At 66.0% G+C, this 14528-nt stretch carries 17 protein-coding genes; 1 reads left to right on the top strand and 16 read right to left on the bottom strand.

The window, feature by feature from the left end; genetic code table 11:
• Positions 1 to 18: 18 nt before the first annotated feature.
• The 8 genes from WKW77_RS00615 to WKW77_RS00580 form a co-directional block, all read right to left on the bottom strand.
• Positions 19 to 1074 (bottom strand): AraC family transcriptional regulator, encoded by a 1056-nt coding sequence (locus WKW77_RS00615; RefSeq protein WP_340354890.1) that lies wholly within the window; start codon positions 1072 to 1074, stop codon positions 19 to 21.
• Positions 1075 to 1325: 251 nt separating this feature from the next.
• Positions 1326 to 1826, bottom strand: a complete 501-nt coding sequence (locus tag WKW77_RS00610) for a disulfide bond formation protein B (protein ID WP_340354889.1) — start codon at positions 1824 to 1826, stop codon at positions 1326 to 1328.
• The gene (locus tag WKW77_RS00605) at positions 1823 to 2917 is read right to left on the bottom strand and encodes a sulfate/molybdate ABC transporter ATP-binding protein (protein WP_340354888.1); all 1095 of its coding nucleotides are present in this window, start codon (positions 2915 to 2917) and stop codon (positions 1823 to 1825) included. Before WKW77_RS00605 ends, WKW77_RS00610 begins: the two co-directional genes overlap by 4 nt.
• A gap of 130 nt (positions 2918 to 3047) precedes the next feature.
• A complete protein-coding gene (gene cysW, locus WKW77_RS00600; RefSeq protein ID WP_340354887.1) occupies positions 3048 to 3935 on the bottom strand; it encodes a sulfate ABC transporter permease subunit CysW in 888 nt (295 codons plus the stop codon).
• Positions 3932 to 4825 carry a sulfate ABC transporter permease subunit CysT gene (gene cysT / locus WKW77_RS00595; protein WP_340354886.1) on the bottom strand — a complete coding sequence of 298 codons (894 nt, stop codon included), beginning with the start codon at positions 4823 to 4825 and terminating at the stop codon, positions 3932 to 3934. Before cysT ends, cysW begins: the two co-directional genes overlap by 4 nt.
• An 85-nt stretch (positions 4826 to 4910) precedes the next feature.
• Positions 4911 to 5915 (bottom strand): sulfate ABC transporter substrate-binding protein, encoded by a 1005-nt coding sequence (locus WKW77_RS00590; RefSeq protein ID WP_340354885.1) that lies wholly within the window; start codon positions 5913 to 5915, stop codon positions 4911 to 4913.
• On the bottom strand, positions 5912 to 6499 hold the full coding sequence (locus tag WKW77_RS00585; protein ID WP_340354884.1) for an RBBP9/YdeN family alpha/beta hydrolase: 588 nt from the start codon (positions 6497 to 6499) through the stop codon (positions 5912 to 5914). Before WKW77_RS00585 ends, WKW77_RS00590 begins: the two co-directional genes overlap by 4 nt.
• Positions 6500 to 6609: 110 nt before the next feature.
• Positions 6610 to 7527, bottom strand: a complete 918-nt coding sequence (locus WKW77_RS00580) for a LysR family transcriptional regulator (RefSeq protein WP_340354883.1) — start codon at positions 7525 to 7527, stop codon at positions 6610 to 6612.
• A gap of 132 nt (positions 7528 to 7659) precedes the next feature.
• Between WKW77_RS00580 and WKW77_RS00575 the strand changes: the two genes are divergently transcribed.
• A complete protein-coding gene (locus tag WKW77_RS00575) occupies positions 7660 to 8307 on the top strand; it encodes an FMN-dependent NADH-azoreductase (RefSeq protein ID WP_340354882.1) in 648 nt (215 codons plus the stop codon).
• A gap of 66 nt (positions 8308 to 8373) precedes the next feature.
• Here WKW77_RS00575 and WKW77_RS00570 read toward each other — a convergent pair whose 3' ends face one another.
• From WKW77_RS00570 to ssuC, 8 genes are all read right to left on the bottom strand, one after another.
• Positions 8374 to 8925, bottom strand: coding sequence for an NADPH-dependent FMN reductase (locus WKW77_RS00570; protein WP_340354881.1), 552 nt, complete (start codon positions 8923 to 8925; stop codon positions 8374 to 8376).
• Between the two features lie 54 nt (positions 8926 to 8979).
• Positions 8980 to 9894, bottom strand: coding sequence for a serine O-acetyltransferase EpsC (gene epsC / locus WKW77_RS00565; protein ID WP_340354880.1), 915 nt, complete (start codon positions 9892 to 9894; stop codon positions 8980 to 8982).
• A gap of 108 nt (positions 9895 to 10002) precedes the next feature.
• Positions 10003 to 10809 (bottom strand): MetQ/NlpA family ABC transporter substrate-binding protein, encoded by an 807-nt coding sequence (locus WKW77_RS00560; protein ID WP_340354879.1) that lies wholly within the window; start codon positions 10807 to 10809, stop codon positions 10003 to 10005.
• A gap of 62 nt (positions 10810 to 10871) precedes the next feature.
• Complete coding sequence (locus WKW77_RS00555) at positions 10872 to 11537, bottom strand: methionine ABC transporter permease (protein ID WP_340354878.1); 666 nt, start codon at positions 11535 to 11537, stop codon at positions 10872 to 10874.
• Complete coding sequence (locus WKW77_RS00550) at positions 11530 to 12573, bottom strand: methionine ABC transporter ATP-binding protein (RefSeq protein ID WP_340354877.1); 1044 nt, start codon at positions 12571 to 12573, stop codon at positions 11530 to 11532. Before WKW77_RS00550 ends, WKW77_RS00555 begins: the two co-directional genes overlap by 8 nt.
• Before the next feature lie 7 nt (positions 12574 to 12580).
• Complete coding sequence (locus WKW77_RS00545; RefSeq protein ID WP_007829250.1) at positions 12581 to 12796, bottom strand: TOBE domain-containing protein; 216 nt, start codon at positions 12794 to 12796, stop codon at positions 12581 to 12583.
• 37 nt (positions 12797 to 12833) lie between these two features.
• Positions 12834 to 13664 carry an ATP-binding cassette domain-containing protein gene (locus WKW77_RS00540; RefSeq protein WP_340354876.1) on the bottom strand — a complete coding sequence of 277 codons (831 nt, stop codon included), beginning with the start codon at positions 13662 to 13664 and terminating at the stop codon, positions 12834 to 12836.
• A 13-nt stretch (positions 13665 to 13677) separates the two neighbouring features.
• The gene (gene ssuC / locus WKW77_RS00535) at positions 13678 to 14517 is read right to left on the bottom strand and encodes an aliphatic sulfonate ABC transporter permease SsuC (RefSeq protein ID WP_340354875.1); all 840 of its coding nucleotides are present in this window, start codon (positions 14515 to 14517) and stop codon (positions 13678 to 13680) included.
• Positions 14518 to 14528 lie beyond the last annotated feature (11 nt).

Below are 14528 nucleotides of genomic sequence, written 5' to 3'. Positions count from 1 at the left end.
GCCGCCGTCCGCTTTTCCTTATCGGGCGGCCGCCCCGCTCCACTGCAGACCGCCGCGCAATGCCTGCCGCATCTTGCTCGGCGCGACCTGATACCAGCTCTTGAACTTGCGCCCGAAGCTGGTCGGGTCCGCATAGCCGAGTTGCGAAGCGATCGTTTCGACCGGCAGTTCCGTGTGCTGCAAATACCAGGCCGCATGCGTCTTGCGCAGGTCGTCCTTGATGTCGGAGAACGTCACACCGACCTCGCCGAGCCTGCGGACCAGCGTGCGGGCCGAGATTCCCAGGCAGGACGCCAGTTCGGCGACATCGGGATTGGTCGTCAACTGGTCGAGCAGCGCGCCGCGCACGCGCTGGACGAAGCCGCCATGCCGCATTTCGGATTCCAGCTTCTGGCAGGTCTGCGCGGCGTCGAAAAACACCTTCGCATCGGCCGAGACACAAGGCAGATGGAGCAATTCGGACGGCAGTTGGAGCGTCAGGTGCTCTTGCCCGAACACCGCCCTTCGCACGTACCGCAAGCACGGCACGTCGGTGCCGTCGGGATGGGAATACGGCAGCCCCACCGCGAGTTCATCTGCCGGGCGGCCCAGGATCGCCTCCAGCAGGCGGCAATAGGCACCGACGATCGACTGCATCACGAAAACGAGCGTTTCGAACAGAGGACGCGTCGGCCTGACCCTCAGCGTGCTCACCCTCGGACCGGTTTCGAGATGGAACTCCAGGCTTCCGAAGATCAACTTGGAGTAACGGCTGAGGAACTGCAGCCCCTTGCCGAGCGTTTCGCTGCTCACGGCGGCGATGCCGACAGGGCTGTGATACGGCTGGAGCATCGATCCTGCCATCAAGCCCAGCGCGGGCTCGCCGCTGGCCTCGACCGCGTGCGCGACAAAGCGGCGAAAGAGGGCGAAGTCGACCATGTGCTTTCCGTCGTGCAGATCGTGCCAAGCGAGACCCGCTCGTTCGAGGACGGTCGAGGGCCGCACGCCGCGGCTGTTCAGGCAATCAAGGACGCTTCGGACGTAGACGGGATGCGCGAACGGGAGGGAGACCTCGCCCGTGGCGTTGATGTTCATGAGGTGACAGCGGGGGCTGGCCTGGCAGCCTATTCAGCCATCAAAGCGTCCCGAGGGAAGCAACGCTCAAGCCATGCGTTGGCACGACGAGCTGCGATGGAATCGTGGGGAGACGGGGACTTGCCAGGGCGTGTTATTTGACAGATCAAATTTACCGCCCTGCGCCTCACGCCCTGCCCCATGAGCGCGAGGGAACGTCGGACTACGCCAACGAAAACTCTCGACTGGAACTGGAAACCGGAGCGCCGGATTCAGCGGGTTCCGCGCCGGAACATCAGAACCAGCAGCAGCACCGCGAAAACGCTGAACGCGATGAACGACCAGTTGGCGATCGAAAGGCCGAGGAAGGTCCAGTCGACCTTGGTGCAGTCCCCTGCCCCACGGAAGATCATCGGGACCGCGCGCTGCAGCGGGAACATCTCGATCATTCCGTAGATGTCGCGGCCGCAGGAAACCACTTCCGGCGGGTGCCACTGCAACCAGCTTTGTCGAGCCGCGGTGTAGGCGCCGCCGATGGCCATGACCAGGCCAAGCAGCGAGCCGGTGATCTGCAGGCCTCTGCGGCGGCTCATGGCGGCCAACCCTGCGAACAGCGCGACCAGCACGAGGGCATAGCGCTGCACGATGCACATCGGACACGGCTCGAGCCCCACCACATGCTGAAGGTACATGCCGAACGCCAGCATGGCGATGCATGCGGCACAGATCAACGCAAGTGCACGCCGCGGCGCGCCGAAATACCAATCGATCAAGGTGATACCCAGTCCTCTACGAACACCCGGGCCTTGCGCGGCGTGGCGACGACCTTGTCGCCCTCACGAAGACCCAGTTCCCGGAACTGTTGCGCAGGGAGTTGCGCCTCGATGATGGTTCCGGAGCCCGGATTATCAGGATTCGATTCGACGGGTTCGAGTTCCAGACGCGCGATGGGTCCGACGACGATCGCTCGTGACAAAGTCGACACGATGCCCGAGACACCTTGCTTGTACGGCACGACATCGAGATCGTGCGGACGCACATAGGCCAGGGCCTTGCCGTCGCGCAGGTCGCGATGCTCGGGCGAATCGATGCGAAAGCCCTCGACATGCACTTCGCCCTCGTGGGCCCGGCCATGGAACAGGTTCACGTCGCCGAGGAAGCCGTAGACGAACGGGCTGGCCGGGTGGTCCCACACGTCCTGCGGCGAACCGGTCTGCTCCACCTTGCCGCTGTTCATCAGCACGACGCGGTCGGCGACTTCGAGCGCCTCCTCCTGGTCGTGCGTGACGAAGATGCTGGTGACGTGCAGTTCGTCGTGCAGGCGCCGCAGCCAGCGGCGAAGCTCCTTGCGCACCTTGGCGTCGAGCGCGCCGAAAGGCTCGTCGAGCAGCAGCACCTTGGGCTCCACCGCGAGCGCTCGCGCCAGCGCAATGCGCTGCCGCTGGCCACCCGAGAGCTGGGAGGGATAGCGGTCTGCCAGCCAGTCGAGCTGCACCAGCTTCAGCAGATCGGTCACCTTGGCCTTGATCTGCGCCTCGCTGGGCCTGAGGCTCCTGGGCTTCACGCGCAGGCCGAAGGCCACGTTCTCGAACACCGACATATGGCGGAACAGCGCGTAGTGCTGGAACACGAAGCCGACCTGGCGCTCGCGCACATGCACGTCCGTGGTGTCTTCGCCCGAGAAAAGAATGCTGCCCGTGTCCGCGGTTTCGAGCCCCGCGATGATGCGCAGCAGCGTAGTCTTGCCGCAGCCCGAGGGGCCGAGCAGCGCGATCAGTTCGCCCGACGACACATCCAGGCTCACGTCGCGCAGGGCGTGGAAGTCGCCGAAGCGCTTGCTGACGTTGCGGATTTCGATACTCATGATTTCTCTCTTTCACTTTGCCTGTCCCATCCCAGGAACACCGCGGAACCGGCTCTGCCGGGCCACTGGTGTTGCCCCCCGGCAGGGGGGTGCAGAGCCACACGAAGTGGGCGAGGCTGGGGGGTGAGCTTCATACTGGCCGTTCAGGCGGCAAGTCGGCAATCGCCTTCATCTCACGCTCGTGGCGCCACTCGACGAAGGACTTGATCACCAGCGTGACCAGCGCCAGGATGGCCAGCAGCGAGGCCACCGCGAAGGCCGCGACGGACTGGTATTCGTTGTAGAGCACTTCCACGTGCAGCGGCATGGTGTTGGTCTGGCCGCGGATGTGGCCCGAGACCACCGACACCGCGCCGAACTCGCCCATCGCCCGCGCATTGCAGAGGATCACGCCGTAGATCAGGCCCCACTTGATGTTGGGCAAGGTCACGCGCCAGAACGTCTGCCAGCCCGTCGCACCGAGCACGATCGCCGCCTGCTCTTCATCGGTGCCCTGCGCCTGCATCAGCGGGATCAGTTCGCGCGCGATGAACGGGAAGGTCACGAAGATCGTTGCGAGCACGATGCCCGGCACGGCGAAGATGATCTTGATGTCGTGCTCGGCGAGCCACGGCCCGAACCAGCCCTGCGCGCCGAACACCAGCACGTAGATCAGGCCCGCGACCACCGGCGACACCGCGAACGGCAGGTCGACCAGCGTGGTCAGGAACGCCTTGCCGCGGAACTCGAACTTGGCGATCGCCCACGCGGCGCAGATGCCGAAGACGAGGTTCAACGGCACCGCGATTGCCGCGGTCAGCAGGGTCAGGCGGATCGCGCTCCATGCGTCGGGCTCCTTGAGCGCCTCGAAGTAGGCACCGAAGCCCTTGCGCAGCGCCTCGGTCGCGACCGCAGCGAGCGGCAGCAGCAGGAACAGCAGCATGAAGAGCAGCGCGACGCCGGTCAGCGTCCAGCGCACCCATGCGGATTCGGTCGTGCCCGCCTGCGCTCGGCGGACGATCTTTGTCGTCGCGTTCATGCCGGCGCTCCGGAGCGGCGGCGCTGCCACGCCTGCAGGCCATTGATGACGAGCAGCATCACGAACGAGATCACAAGCATCACCAGCGCCACCGCGGTCGCGCCTGCGAAGTCGTACTGCTCGAGCTTGCCGATGATGATGAGCGGCGTGATCTCCGAGATCATCGGCATGTTGCCGGCGATGAAGATGACGGAGCCGTACTCGCCGATCGCGCGCGCGAAAGCCATCGCGAAGCCAGTGAGCAGCGCCGGCGTGATCGACGGCAGGATCACCTTGGTAAAGGTCTGCAGGCGTGTCGCACCGAGGCTGGTCGCGGCTTCTTCCAGTTCCTTTTCGGTGTCTTCGAGCACCGGCTGCACCGTGCGAACCACGAAAGGCAGGCCGATGAAGATGAGCGCGATCACCACGCCCGCAGGCGTGAACGCGAGCTTGATGCCCAGCGGCTCGAGGTACTGCCCGATCCAGCCGTTGCCTGCGAGCAGCGCGGTGAGCGAAATGCCGGCCACCGCGGTGGGCAGCGCAAAAGGCAGATCGACCAGCGCATCGACGATGCGCTTGCCCGGGAACTTGTAGCGCACCAGCACCCAGGCCACGAGCAGCCCGAACACGAGATTGACCAGCGCCGCGATGAACGAAGCGCCGAAGGTCAGCCGATATGAAGCCATCACGCGCGGCGCCGTGACCGCCGCCCAGAACTGCTCCCAGGTCAGCGCGAAGGTCTTGAAGACCAGCGCCGACAGCGGGATCAGCACGATCAGGCCGAGGTACAGCAGCGAATAGCCGAGCGTCAGATGAAAGCCCGGCAGCACGCGCCGGGACACACCTGTGCCGCCAGAGCGCGCGAGCGGCGCCGCCGAAGACGGCAGCGCCGAGGAGACTGCGCCGCTCATCGGCCCCCCGCGCTCAGCACTGTGTTGTCGTGGCTGCCCCCCGAGGGGGCGTTCGCTTGCTCGAAGCGGTTCAGCGCGGCGCTCATTACTTGGCGCCAGGCGTATAGATCTTGTCGAACTGCCCGCCGTCGTTGAAGTGCACCTTCTGCGCTTCACCCAGGCTGCCGAACAGTTCCTGCACCGTGAAGAGCTGCAGCGGCTTGAAGGTCGCGGCATGCTTCTTGAGCACGGCTTCGGAGCGCGGACGCAGCGCGTGCTTGGCGGCGATTTCCTGCGCCTCGTCGGAATAGAGATAGTCGAGATAGGCCTTCGCCAGATCACCCGAACCACGCTTGTTGGTCGTGCGTTCGACCACGGCCACCGGGTTCTCCGCGAGGATGCTGATCGACGGGTAGACCGCATCGACCTTGCCCGCACCGAACTCGCGGTCGATCGAGACCACTTCCGATTCGAAGGTGATCAGCACGTCCCCGATGTTGCGTTGCAGGAAGGCGGTCGTCGCGTCACGGCCGCCGCGCGCGAGCACCGGCACGTTCTTGAACAGCTTGCCAACGAACTCGGCTGCCTGGGCGTCCGTTCCGCCCTTCTTCTTCACATAGCCCCATGCAGCGAGGTAGGCGTAGCGGCCGTTGCCGCCGGTCTTGGGGTTCACGATCACGACCTGCACGCCGGGCTTGACCAGGTCATCCCAGTCCTTGATGCCCTTCGGGTTGCCGTTGCGCGTCAGGAACAGCATGGTCGAGGTGGTCGGCGATGCGTTGTACGGGAAGCGCTTGGGCCAGTCCTTCGCGACCACGCCGGCGTTGGCGAGGAAATCGATGTCGGTGCTGGTGTTCATCGTCACTACGTCGGCATCGAGGCCGTCGGCCACCGCGCGCGCCTGCGCGCTGGAGCCGGCGTGCGACTGGTCGACCTTGACGTCCTTGCCGGTGGTCTGCTTGTAGTGCGCCACGAACGCGGCGTTGTAGTCCTTGTAGAACTCGCGCGCCACGTCATAAGACACGTTGAGCAGGGTCGTCGGCTGCGCGGAAGCGATGCCGGCGGTGGCCAGCGCGAAAGCGCCGATGAGGGTCTTGATTCTTGAAGTCATAGGGTTGCCAGGGGTTCCAGATTCTTGCGGCCGTCCAGGAGGGGAAACGGCTCGTCCGTCAACGATTGCAGCAGCGCGAGGCCGAGCGGCCAGTCACCATGGCCCGATTCGATGTTGATGTGCCCGGCATTCTGCATCCGGACGAATTCGCTTCCCCAAGCGCGGGCATAGGCGCCCGCGAGACGCACCGGGCAATAGGGGTCGTTGCTGCTGGCCACGACGATGCTGCGGTACGGCAGCTTCGCGTACGGGACCGGCGCGAAATCGGAAAGCACCGCGCGGCGTTCGGGATCGGCGGGCGCGACCAGCAGCGCACCGCTGATCCGGGCCGTGGCCGCTTCGGACAGATGCGCGGTCGCGATGCAGCCAAGGCTGTGCGCAACGATGACCACCGGCTGAGGGCTGCCGAGCACGAGCTTTTCGAGCGACGCCACCCACGCCTCGCGGCGCGGGGTGAGCCAGTCGTCCTGTGTGACGCGGACGGCGCCCTGCATCCGCTCGGCCCACAAGCTCTGCCAGTGGCCAGGACCGGAATCGCGCCAGCCCGGCACGATGATGATGGTCGGCTTCGCCACGTGGGCCATGGTTCCTCTTGCTCGCTCTCGATGATGGGGAACCGGCGATTCTCCGAAGCCTTCCTTCAAAGACAAACGAATATCTGATTGTTTGAATATGACGTTTTCAGCATAAGAGATTAGATCACGTAGTCGTGCGGCTCTTCGCGGTCGAGGTTTTCGACCAGGAAATCGATGAGCTGCCGAACCGCCGGCACCAGCGCGCGCCGCGCCGGAAACATCGCGTGGGTGATGCCCGGCGCCGGTCCCCAGCCGGGCAGGACCTCCACCAGGGTCCCGGCCTTGAGTTCGGCCCGGCACATGTAATCAGGCAGGACCGAGGCGCCCGTGCCCTGCACCACCGCGAACTTCAGCGTCAGCAGATCGTCCGCCACATAGCGCGGAACGTGCGTGTGCACCACCACCTTGCCGGCCGGGCCTTCGAGCCGCCAGTTGGCACGCCCGTCGCCAGTGGACATCGAGACGGTGTCCAGCCTCCCCAGATCCGACGGCGTCTGCACCGGACCCTGCCGGCGCAGCAGGTCGGGGCTCGCGACCAGGATGCCGCGGCTGATGCCGAAGGTCCTGGCGACCAGCGTGGCACTGTCCTCGATCTCGGGCCGCACGCGCAAAGCGAGATCGACGCCCTCCTCGACCGGATCGACCGGCCGGTTGAGCACCCGCATCTCGACGCGCACAGCAGGAAAACGCGCCATGAAGCGCGGCAGCAAGGGGCCGACGCTGCCTTGCGCGAGCGTGACCGGGCAACTCAGCCGCACCGTGCCGTGCGGCTCGGTCTGCACCTGGGCCACGGCCTCGGAGGCGGCCTGTGCAGCGTCGCGCATGGCCGCGCAGTGCTTCAGGTAGATCTCGCCGGCGGGCGTCAGCGAAAGGCGCCGGGTGCTTCGCTGCATCAGTTGCACGCCCAGTTGCGCCTCGAGGTCCGCCACGCGCCGCGAGAGCCGTGATTTGGGAATGCCGAGCGCGCGGCTCGCGGCGGCAAAGCCGCCTCGCTCGGCGACTTCGGCGAAGAACACCATGTCGTTCAGGTCTTGCATAGAGTCGATTGTCCTATCGGTGGAACGAACTGGAGCAGTTTTGCCGACTTATCAGCGAATCGCCACAAAAATAGAATTCTCTCCACGCCGACCGATTTCCGTGCCGGCACTGTTCAAGAAAGACCATCGATCATGAAACTGCTGCACGTCGACTCCAGCGTCCTGGGTACCAACTCCGTCTCGCGCCAACTCACGGCCGAGATCGTGGCCGAATGGCGCAAGACCCACCCGAACACCACGGTCGACTACCTCGACCTGGCGGTGGACACGCCCAACCACTTCAGCGCCGACGCGCTCGGCATCAAGGTGGGCGTCCAGGCCGAACCGACCGAAGCCCAGCGTCGCGAGAACGAAGTGTCCGAGCGCCTGGTGAGCCAGTTCCTCGCCTCCGACGTGATCGTCATCGGCGCGCCGCTCTACAACTTCACCGTGCCGACCCAGCTCAAGGCATGGATCGACCGCCTCGCCCAGACCGGCCGCACCTTCAAGTACACCGACAAGGGCCCGGTCGGTCTCGCCGGCGGCAAGACGGTGATCGTGGCTTCGACGCGCGGCGGCATGTACTCGACCAGCGAAGGCGGTCAGGCCATGGAGCACCAGGAAAGCTACCTGAAGGTGATCTTCGGTTTCTTCGGCATTACCGACGTGCGCTTCGTGCGTGCGGAAGGCATCGGGATGGGTGACGCGGCCAAGGCGGCTGCATTCACCGCCGCCCGCGCCGACATCGCTGCGGCGACCGGCGAGGCCGCCAACCAGGACCAGGCCACCCTGGCCGCCTGATCCGGCGCTCCCAACGAAAAAGGGCGGGTACCCGATGGGGTACCCGCCCTTTTCCTCGTCTGTCGATTACTTGGAGTGGTCGTTGACCCAGGCGACGTACTTGTCGACCCAGCCTTGCAGGAATTGCTTGCTGCCTTCGGCCACGTGGCCCTTGTCGTCGAAGAGCCCCTCCTTGTTCTGCAGGAAGACTTCCGGCTGGCCGAGCGTCGGCATGTCCAGATAGGCCAGCACAGCGCGCAGTTGCTGCTGGGCGACGGCCGTGCCGATCTGGCCGATGGAGATGCCGACCACACCGGCCGGCTTGCCCGCCCATGCGCTTTGGCCGTAGGGACGCGATGCGTTGTCGATCGCGTTCTTGAGCACGCCCGGAATCGCGCGGTTGTACTCGGGCGTCACGAACAGCACGCCGTCCGCAGCCGCGATCTCCGTCTTGAGCCGCTTGACCGCGGGCGCCTGGTTGCCGTCCTGGTCCTGGTCGTAGAGCGGCAGGTCATCGATGCGGACGTGCTCGAAGGTGAAGTCCGGGGGCGCGAGGTGTGCGATCGCCAGCGCGAGCTTTCGGTTGAGCGAATCCTTGCGCAAGCTGCCGACGACGACGGCAATCTTCTTCTGAGCCATGGAAACTCCTTGTGGTGCGGGTTGAAGGAAGTCGTGACGTGTGGATTGTGCGACTCAGGCGGCCGCCTTGCGCGGGGCGTTCTGCAGGCTCGCCTGCGACACGCTGGCGCCGGGCGGCACATCGTCGGTGATCCACACGTTGCCGCCGATGGTCGCCCCCTTGCCGAGCGTCACCCGCCCCAGGATGGTCGCGCCGGCATAGATGACCACGTCGTCTTCCACGATCGGGTGGCGCGGCTGCCCTTTCTGGAGATTGCCTTCGGCATCGGTCGGAAAGCGCTTGGCACCCAATGTCACGGCCTGGTAGATCCGCACGCGCTTGCCGATCACGGCCGTTTCGCCGATCACGACACCGGTGCCGTGGTCGATGAAGAAGCCCGCATCGATCTTCGCGCCGGGATGGAGGTCGATGCCCGTCACGCTGTGCGCGAGCTCGGCCACGATGCGCGCGAGCAGCGGCAGGCCCAGGCCGTAAAGCTGGTGCGCAAGCCGGTGGTGAATCATCGCGAGGATGCCGGGATAGCACAGCAGCACTTCATCCACGCTGCGCGCCGCCGGGTCGCCCTGGTAGGCGGCCAGCACGTCGCCGTCGAGCAAGCGTCGGATGGCCGGCAGCGCCGCCGCGAATTCACGCACGGCTGCGGTGGCCTGCTCATCGATTTCTTCAGGCGAGCGCGGATCGTGGCGCGAGGTGTAGCGCAGTTCCAGGCGGGCCTGCGTCCACAGCGACTGCAACACCGCGTCGAGCGTATAGCCCACGTAGAAGTCCTCGCTCTCGCGGCGCAGGTCGGGCGGACCGAGCCGCATCGGAAAGAGCGCTCCCTTGAGCGATTCGACGATATCGGCGAGCGCTTCCCGCGAGGGAAATTCGCGGCTGCCGGGCTCGCGCGATCGTTTCTGGGCGTCGCGCCATTCGTCGCGTGCCGCATGCAGCGCGGCAACGATGTCGCTCACATCGAACAAAGACATGCCATTCCTCCGGGTCGTGGGTCTGACCATGCACCATCGCGCAAAACCCCACCTCGAGCGGGTTTCTACACGAAACCCGCCCGGCCCGGCGGCAACCTCAAGCGCGGCTTACCAGCCGGCCAGCACCGAGCCCTTGAATTCGTTCTGGATGTAGTTGCGCACCTCGTCCGAGTGATAGGCCTTCACCAGCTTGGCGACCCAAGGCTTGCTCTTGTCCTGCTCGCGCACGACGAGGATGTTCACGTAGGGGCTCTTCGCGCCTTCCTTCGCGATCGCGTCCTTGCCCGGGTTGAGGCCGGCCGAGAGCGCGAAGTTGGTGTTGATGCCCGCGGCATCGAGGTCGTCGAGCGAGCGTGGGAGCTGGGCGGCATCGACTTCGACAAACTTGATCTTCTTCGGGTTCTCGATCACGTCGAGCGGCGTGGCCTTGAGACCCGCCTCCGGCTTGAGCTTGATCAGGCCCTGGTCCTGGAACACCAGCAGCACGCGGCCGCCGTTGGTCGGGTCGTTCGGGATGCCCACACGCGCGCCGTCCTTCAGATCCTTCAGGCTCTTGACCTTCTTCGAATAGATGCCGATCGGGAAGTTGACCGTGTAGGCCACGTCCACGAGCTTGTAGTTGCGATCCTTGACCTGCTGGTCGAGATAGGGCTTGTGCTGGTAGCTGTTGGCGTCGAGATCGCCGGCGGCCAGTGCGGCGTTCGGCTGCACGTAGTCGCTGAACTCGACGATCTGGATCTTGAGGCCGTCCTTCTCGGCAACCTTCTTGACCTGCTCGAAGATCTGCGCGTGCGGGCCGCCGGTGACGCCGACCTTGATCGGCTTGTCCTGTGCGAATGCCGGCACGGCCGCGAAGCCCGACGTGATCGCCAGTGCGACGATCGACTGGAGAAGCTTGCGTTTGGATGAAGACATGAAGCGTGTTCCTTGTGGGAGGGAGAAAGAAGGACCGGTGGGCCCCCGGAGAAAGAATCGGATCACTTGTGGCTGAGCCGGCGCACCAGCCAGTCGCCGCCGCTCTGCAGCGCCTGCACGAAGAGGATCAGCACGATCACCACGGCCAGCATCACCTCGGGCAGGAAGCGCTGGTAGCCGTAGCGGATGCCCAGGTCGCCGAGCCCGCCGCCGCCGATCGCGCCCGCCATCGCGGAGTAGCCGGTGAGGCTCACGAAGGAGATCGTCACGCCCGCCACGATCCCGGGCAAGGCTTCGGGCAGCAGCACCTTCCAGACGATCTGGCGCGTGGTCGCGCCCATGGCCTGCGCCGCTTCGACGAGGCCGCGGTCGACTTCGCGCAGCGACGTCTCGACCAGCCGCGCGACGAAGGGCGCGGCGGCGATGCTCAGGGGCACTACGGCTGCGGCGGTCCCGATCGACGAGCCCGTCAACAGGCGCGTGAGCGGAATGATCGCCACCAGCAGGATGATGAAGGGCGTGGAGCGCACCGCATTCACGATGGCGCCCACGATGCGGTTGGCCGGCCGGTTCTCGAGCACGCCGCCGGTGTCCGTGAGATGCAGGTACACGCCCAGCGGCACGCCGACCGCCGCGCCGATCAGGCCCGAGATGCCGACCATCACGATGGTTTCCCACAGCGAGGTCGCGAAGAGTTCCAGCATGGGGCCGGTGAAGACGTCAAACATGCGCCACCTCCTGCACCGCCACGCCGGCGCCGCGCAGATAGGCGACGGCCGATGCCACCGATTCGCCCGCGCCGCGCGCCAGCACGGCGAGCGACCCGAAAGGCCGCCCCTGGATCTCGTCGACCTGCCCATGCACGATCGACAGATCGATGCCGAAGCGCCGAATCACCTGCGAGAGCAGCGGCTGATCGGCGGCATCGTCGCCCGCGAAGGCCAGTCGCAAGAGCTGGGGCGCCTCGCTGCTGCCGTCGTGCATCAGGGTACGGATGCGCGCCAGCACGCTTTCGGGGAGTTCCTGCGGCGCGATGTCGTCGAGCAGGCTGCGCGTGGTCTCGTGCTGTGGGCGGGTGAAGACATCGAGCACGGCGCCCTGCTCCACGATGCGGCCATGGTCGATCACCGCGACCTGTTGCGCGAGCTGCTTGATGACCTGCATCTCGTGCGTGATGAGCACGACCGTCAGGCCGAACTCGCGGTTGATCTGCTGCAGCAGCGCGAGGATGGAGCGCGTGGTCTCGGGGTCCAGCGCCGAGGTGGCCTCGTCCGACAGGAGCACCTTCGGCCGATTCGCGAGCGCACGCGCAATGCCTACGCGCTGCTTCTGCCCGCCGCTGATCTGCGCCGGGTAGCGATCACGCAGGCCGGTCAGGCCCACCAGTTCGAGCAGCGGCTCGACGCGACCGCGGACGTCCGACGGCGGCAGACCCGCAAGCTCGAGTGGCAGCGCCACGTTCTCGTAGACGGTGCGCGAGGCGAGCAGGTTGAAGTGCTGGAAGATCATGCCGATGCCCTGGCGCGCAGCGCGCAGTTCGGCGTCATCGAGCGCGGTGAGTTCGCGCCCGTCCACGCGCACGCTGCCGCGCACGGGACGATTGAGAAGATTGATGGTGCGCACCAGCGAGCTCTTGCCCGCCCCGCTGCGCCCGATCACGCCGAACACTTCGCCCGGCGCCACCGTCAGATCGATGCCCTTGAGGGCCTCGACCGGCCCGCTCGGGCCTTGATAGATCTGGTGAATGTCAGAGAGTTGGATCATCCCCATTTTAGAGCTTGGCGATCGACACCTCGGTCGACTTCACCAGGGCAACCACGTCGGATCCGACCTTGAGCTGCAGTTCGTCGACGGAGCGCGTGGTGATGACCGAGGTCACGATGCCCCAGGCGGTCTCGACGTCGACTTCGGAGACGACGTCGCCGCGGATGATCTCGCGGACCTTGCCCTTGAACTGGTTGCGGACGTTGATGGCTTGGATGGACATGAGGAACTCCTTGTGGGTTGGGAAAAGGATGTCGGGGTCAGACGGCCCAGCGCAGTGCATGCGCGGGTCCATCGGCCCAACGGGTGTCATTGGCGGGCTCGGGCGCATCGGGCTTCTGCAGCACGCGATCGAGGATGCGCTTCTCGATCGCGGCGAACGACGGATCGCCCTGCGAGCGAGGCCGCGCGAGCGTGATGTTCTCGTCGAGCGCGATGCGGCCGTCCTCGATGAGGATCACGCGGTCCGCCAGCGCGACGGCCTCCTGCACGTCGTGCGTGACCAGCAGCGCGGTGAAGCGGTGACGCCGCCAGAGGCTCTCGATGAGCCGATGCATCTCGATGCGCGTCAAGGCATCGAGCGCGCCCAGCGGCTCGTCGAGCAGCAGCAGCCGCGGGTGATGCACCAAAGCACGCGCCAGCGCCACGCGCTGCCGCTGGCCGCCGGAGAGGCGCGCGGGCCAATCGTCCTTGCGCTCCGCGAGCCCGACCTGCGCCAGCACCTCGGCGCCGCGCGCCCTGAGCCCGGCCGGCAGGCCCAGGGTCACGTTGTCGAGCACGCGCCGCCACGGCAACAGGCGCGCTTCCTGGAACATGATCCGCGTGTCGTCGTGCAGTCCGTCGACCGCCTTGCCGTCGGTGTAGAGCGCGCCTTCGGACGCCTGCTCCAGTCCCGCGACCAGACGCAGCAAGGTGCTCTTGCCGCAGCCGCTGCGGCCCACGATCGCAACGAACTGGCCGGGCTCGACCGTCAGTTGCGTATTGCTCAGCACCTCGCGTTCGCCGTAGCGCTTGGACAGGCCGCGGATGTCGAGGCGCACGCCGCCGGGCACGTCGGCCTCGCGCTGCGCGGTCTGGGGGATGGCACTCATGGTCTTCTCTTCCTCACTTTGCGGATTGGTAGCCCGGATGCCAGCGCAGCCACCAGCGCTCCAGCGCCCGGGCGAACAGGTCGGCCAGCTTGCCCAGCAGCGCGTAGAGCAGGATGCCCACGAGCACGATGTCGGTCTGCAGGAACTCGCGTGCGTTCATCGTCAGGTAGCCGATGCCCGACTGCGCGGAGATGGTCTCCGCCACGATCAGGATCACCCACATCAGCCCCAGCGAGAAGCGCAGGCCCACGAGGATCGACGAGGTCGCCCCCGGCAGGATCACTTCCTTGTAGAGCTGCCGGCGCGAGAGCCCGTAGGTGCGGCCCATCTCGATCAGTTGCGGATCGACGTTGCGGATGCCGTGGAAGGTGTTCAGGTAGATCGGGAAGAACACCGACACCGAGATCAGGAACAGCTTGGCCGATTCGTCGATGCCGAACCACAGGATCACCAGCGGAATCAGCGCCAGCGCCGGGATGTTGCGCACCATCTGGATGCTCGAATCAAGCAGCGTCTCGAAGAAGCGGATCGAACCGGTGAGCAGCCCCAGCGCGAGCCCGAGCCCGCCGCCGATCGCGAGGCCGGCGAGCGCGCGCCCGGCGCTCACCTTCACATGGGTCCACAGCTCGCCGGAGACCGAGAGATTCCACGCCGCCTTCACCACGTCGACGGGCGCCGGCAGCACGCGGGTCGACAGCCAGCCGAGCGAGGATGCGATCTGCCAGGCCGCGACGAGGCCCACCGGCACGAGCCACGGGACGAGCCGCTTCGCCACCGAGAGGCCAAACGCCTTCGCACCGTTCAGCGATGGCACGGGCGCTGGCAGCGGCTGTGTTTGTACTTGTTCTGTCATGGGGTTCCTTT

Origin of the sequence: Variovorax ureilyticus (assembly GCF_037889935.1) — a bacterium.
Taxonomy (GTDB): Bacteria; Pseudomonadota; Gammaproteobacteria; order Burkholderiales; family Burkholderiaceae_C; genus Variovorax; species Variovorax ureilyticus.
Note: the sequence above shows the minus strand (reverse complement) of the source record. Positions and strands in the feature narration are given on the sequence as shown.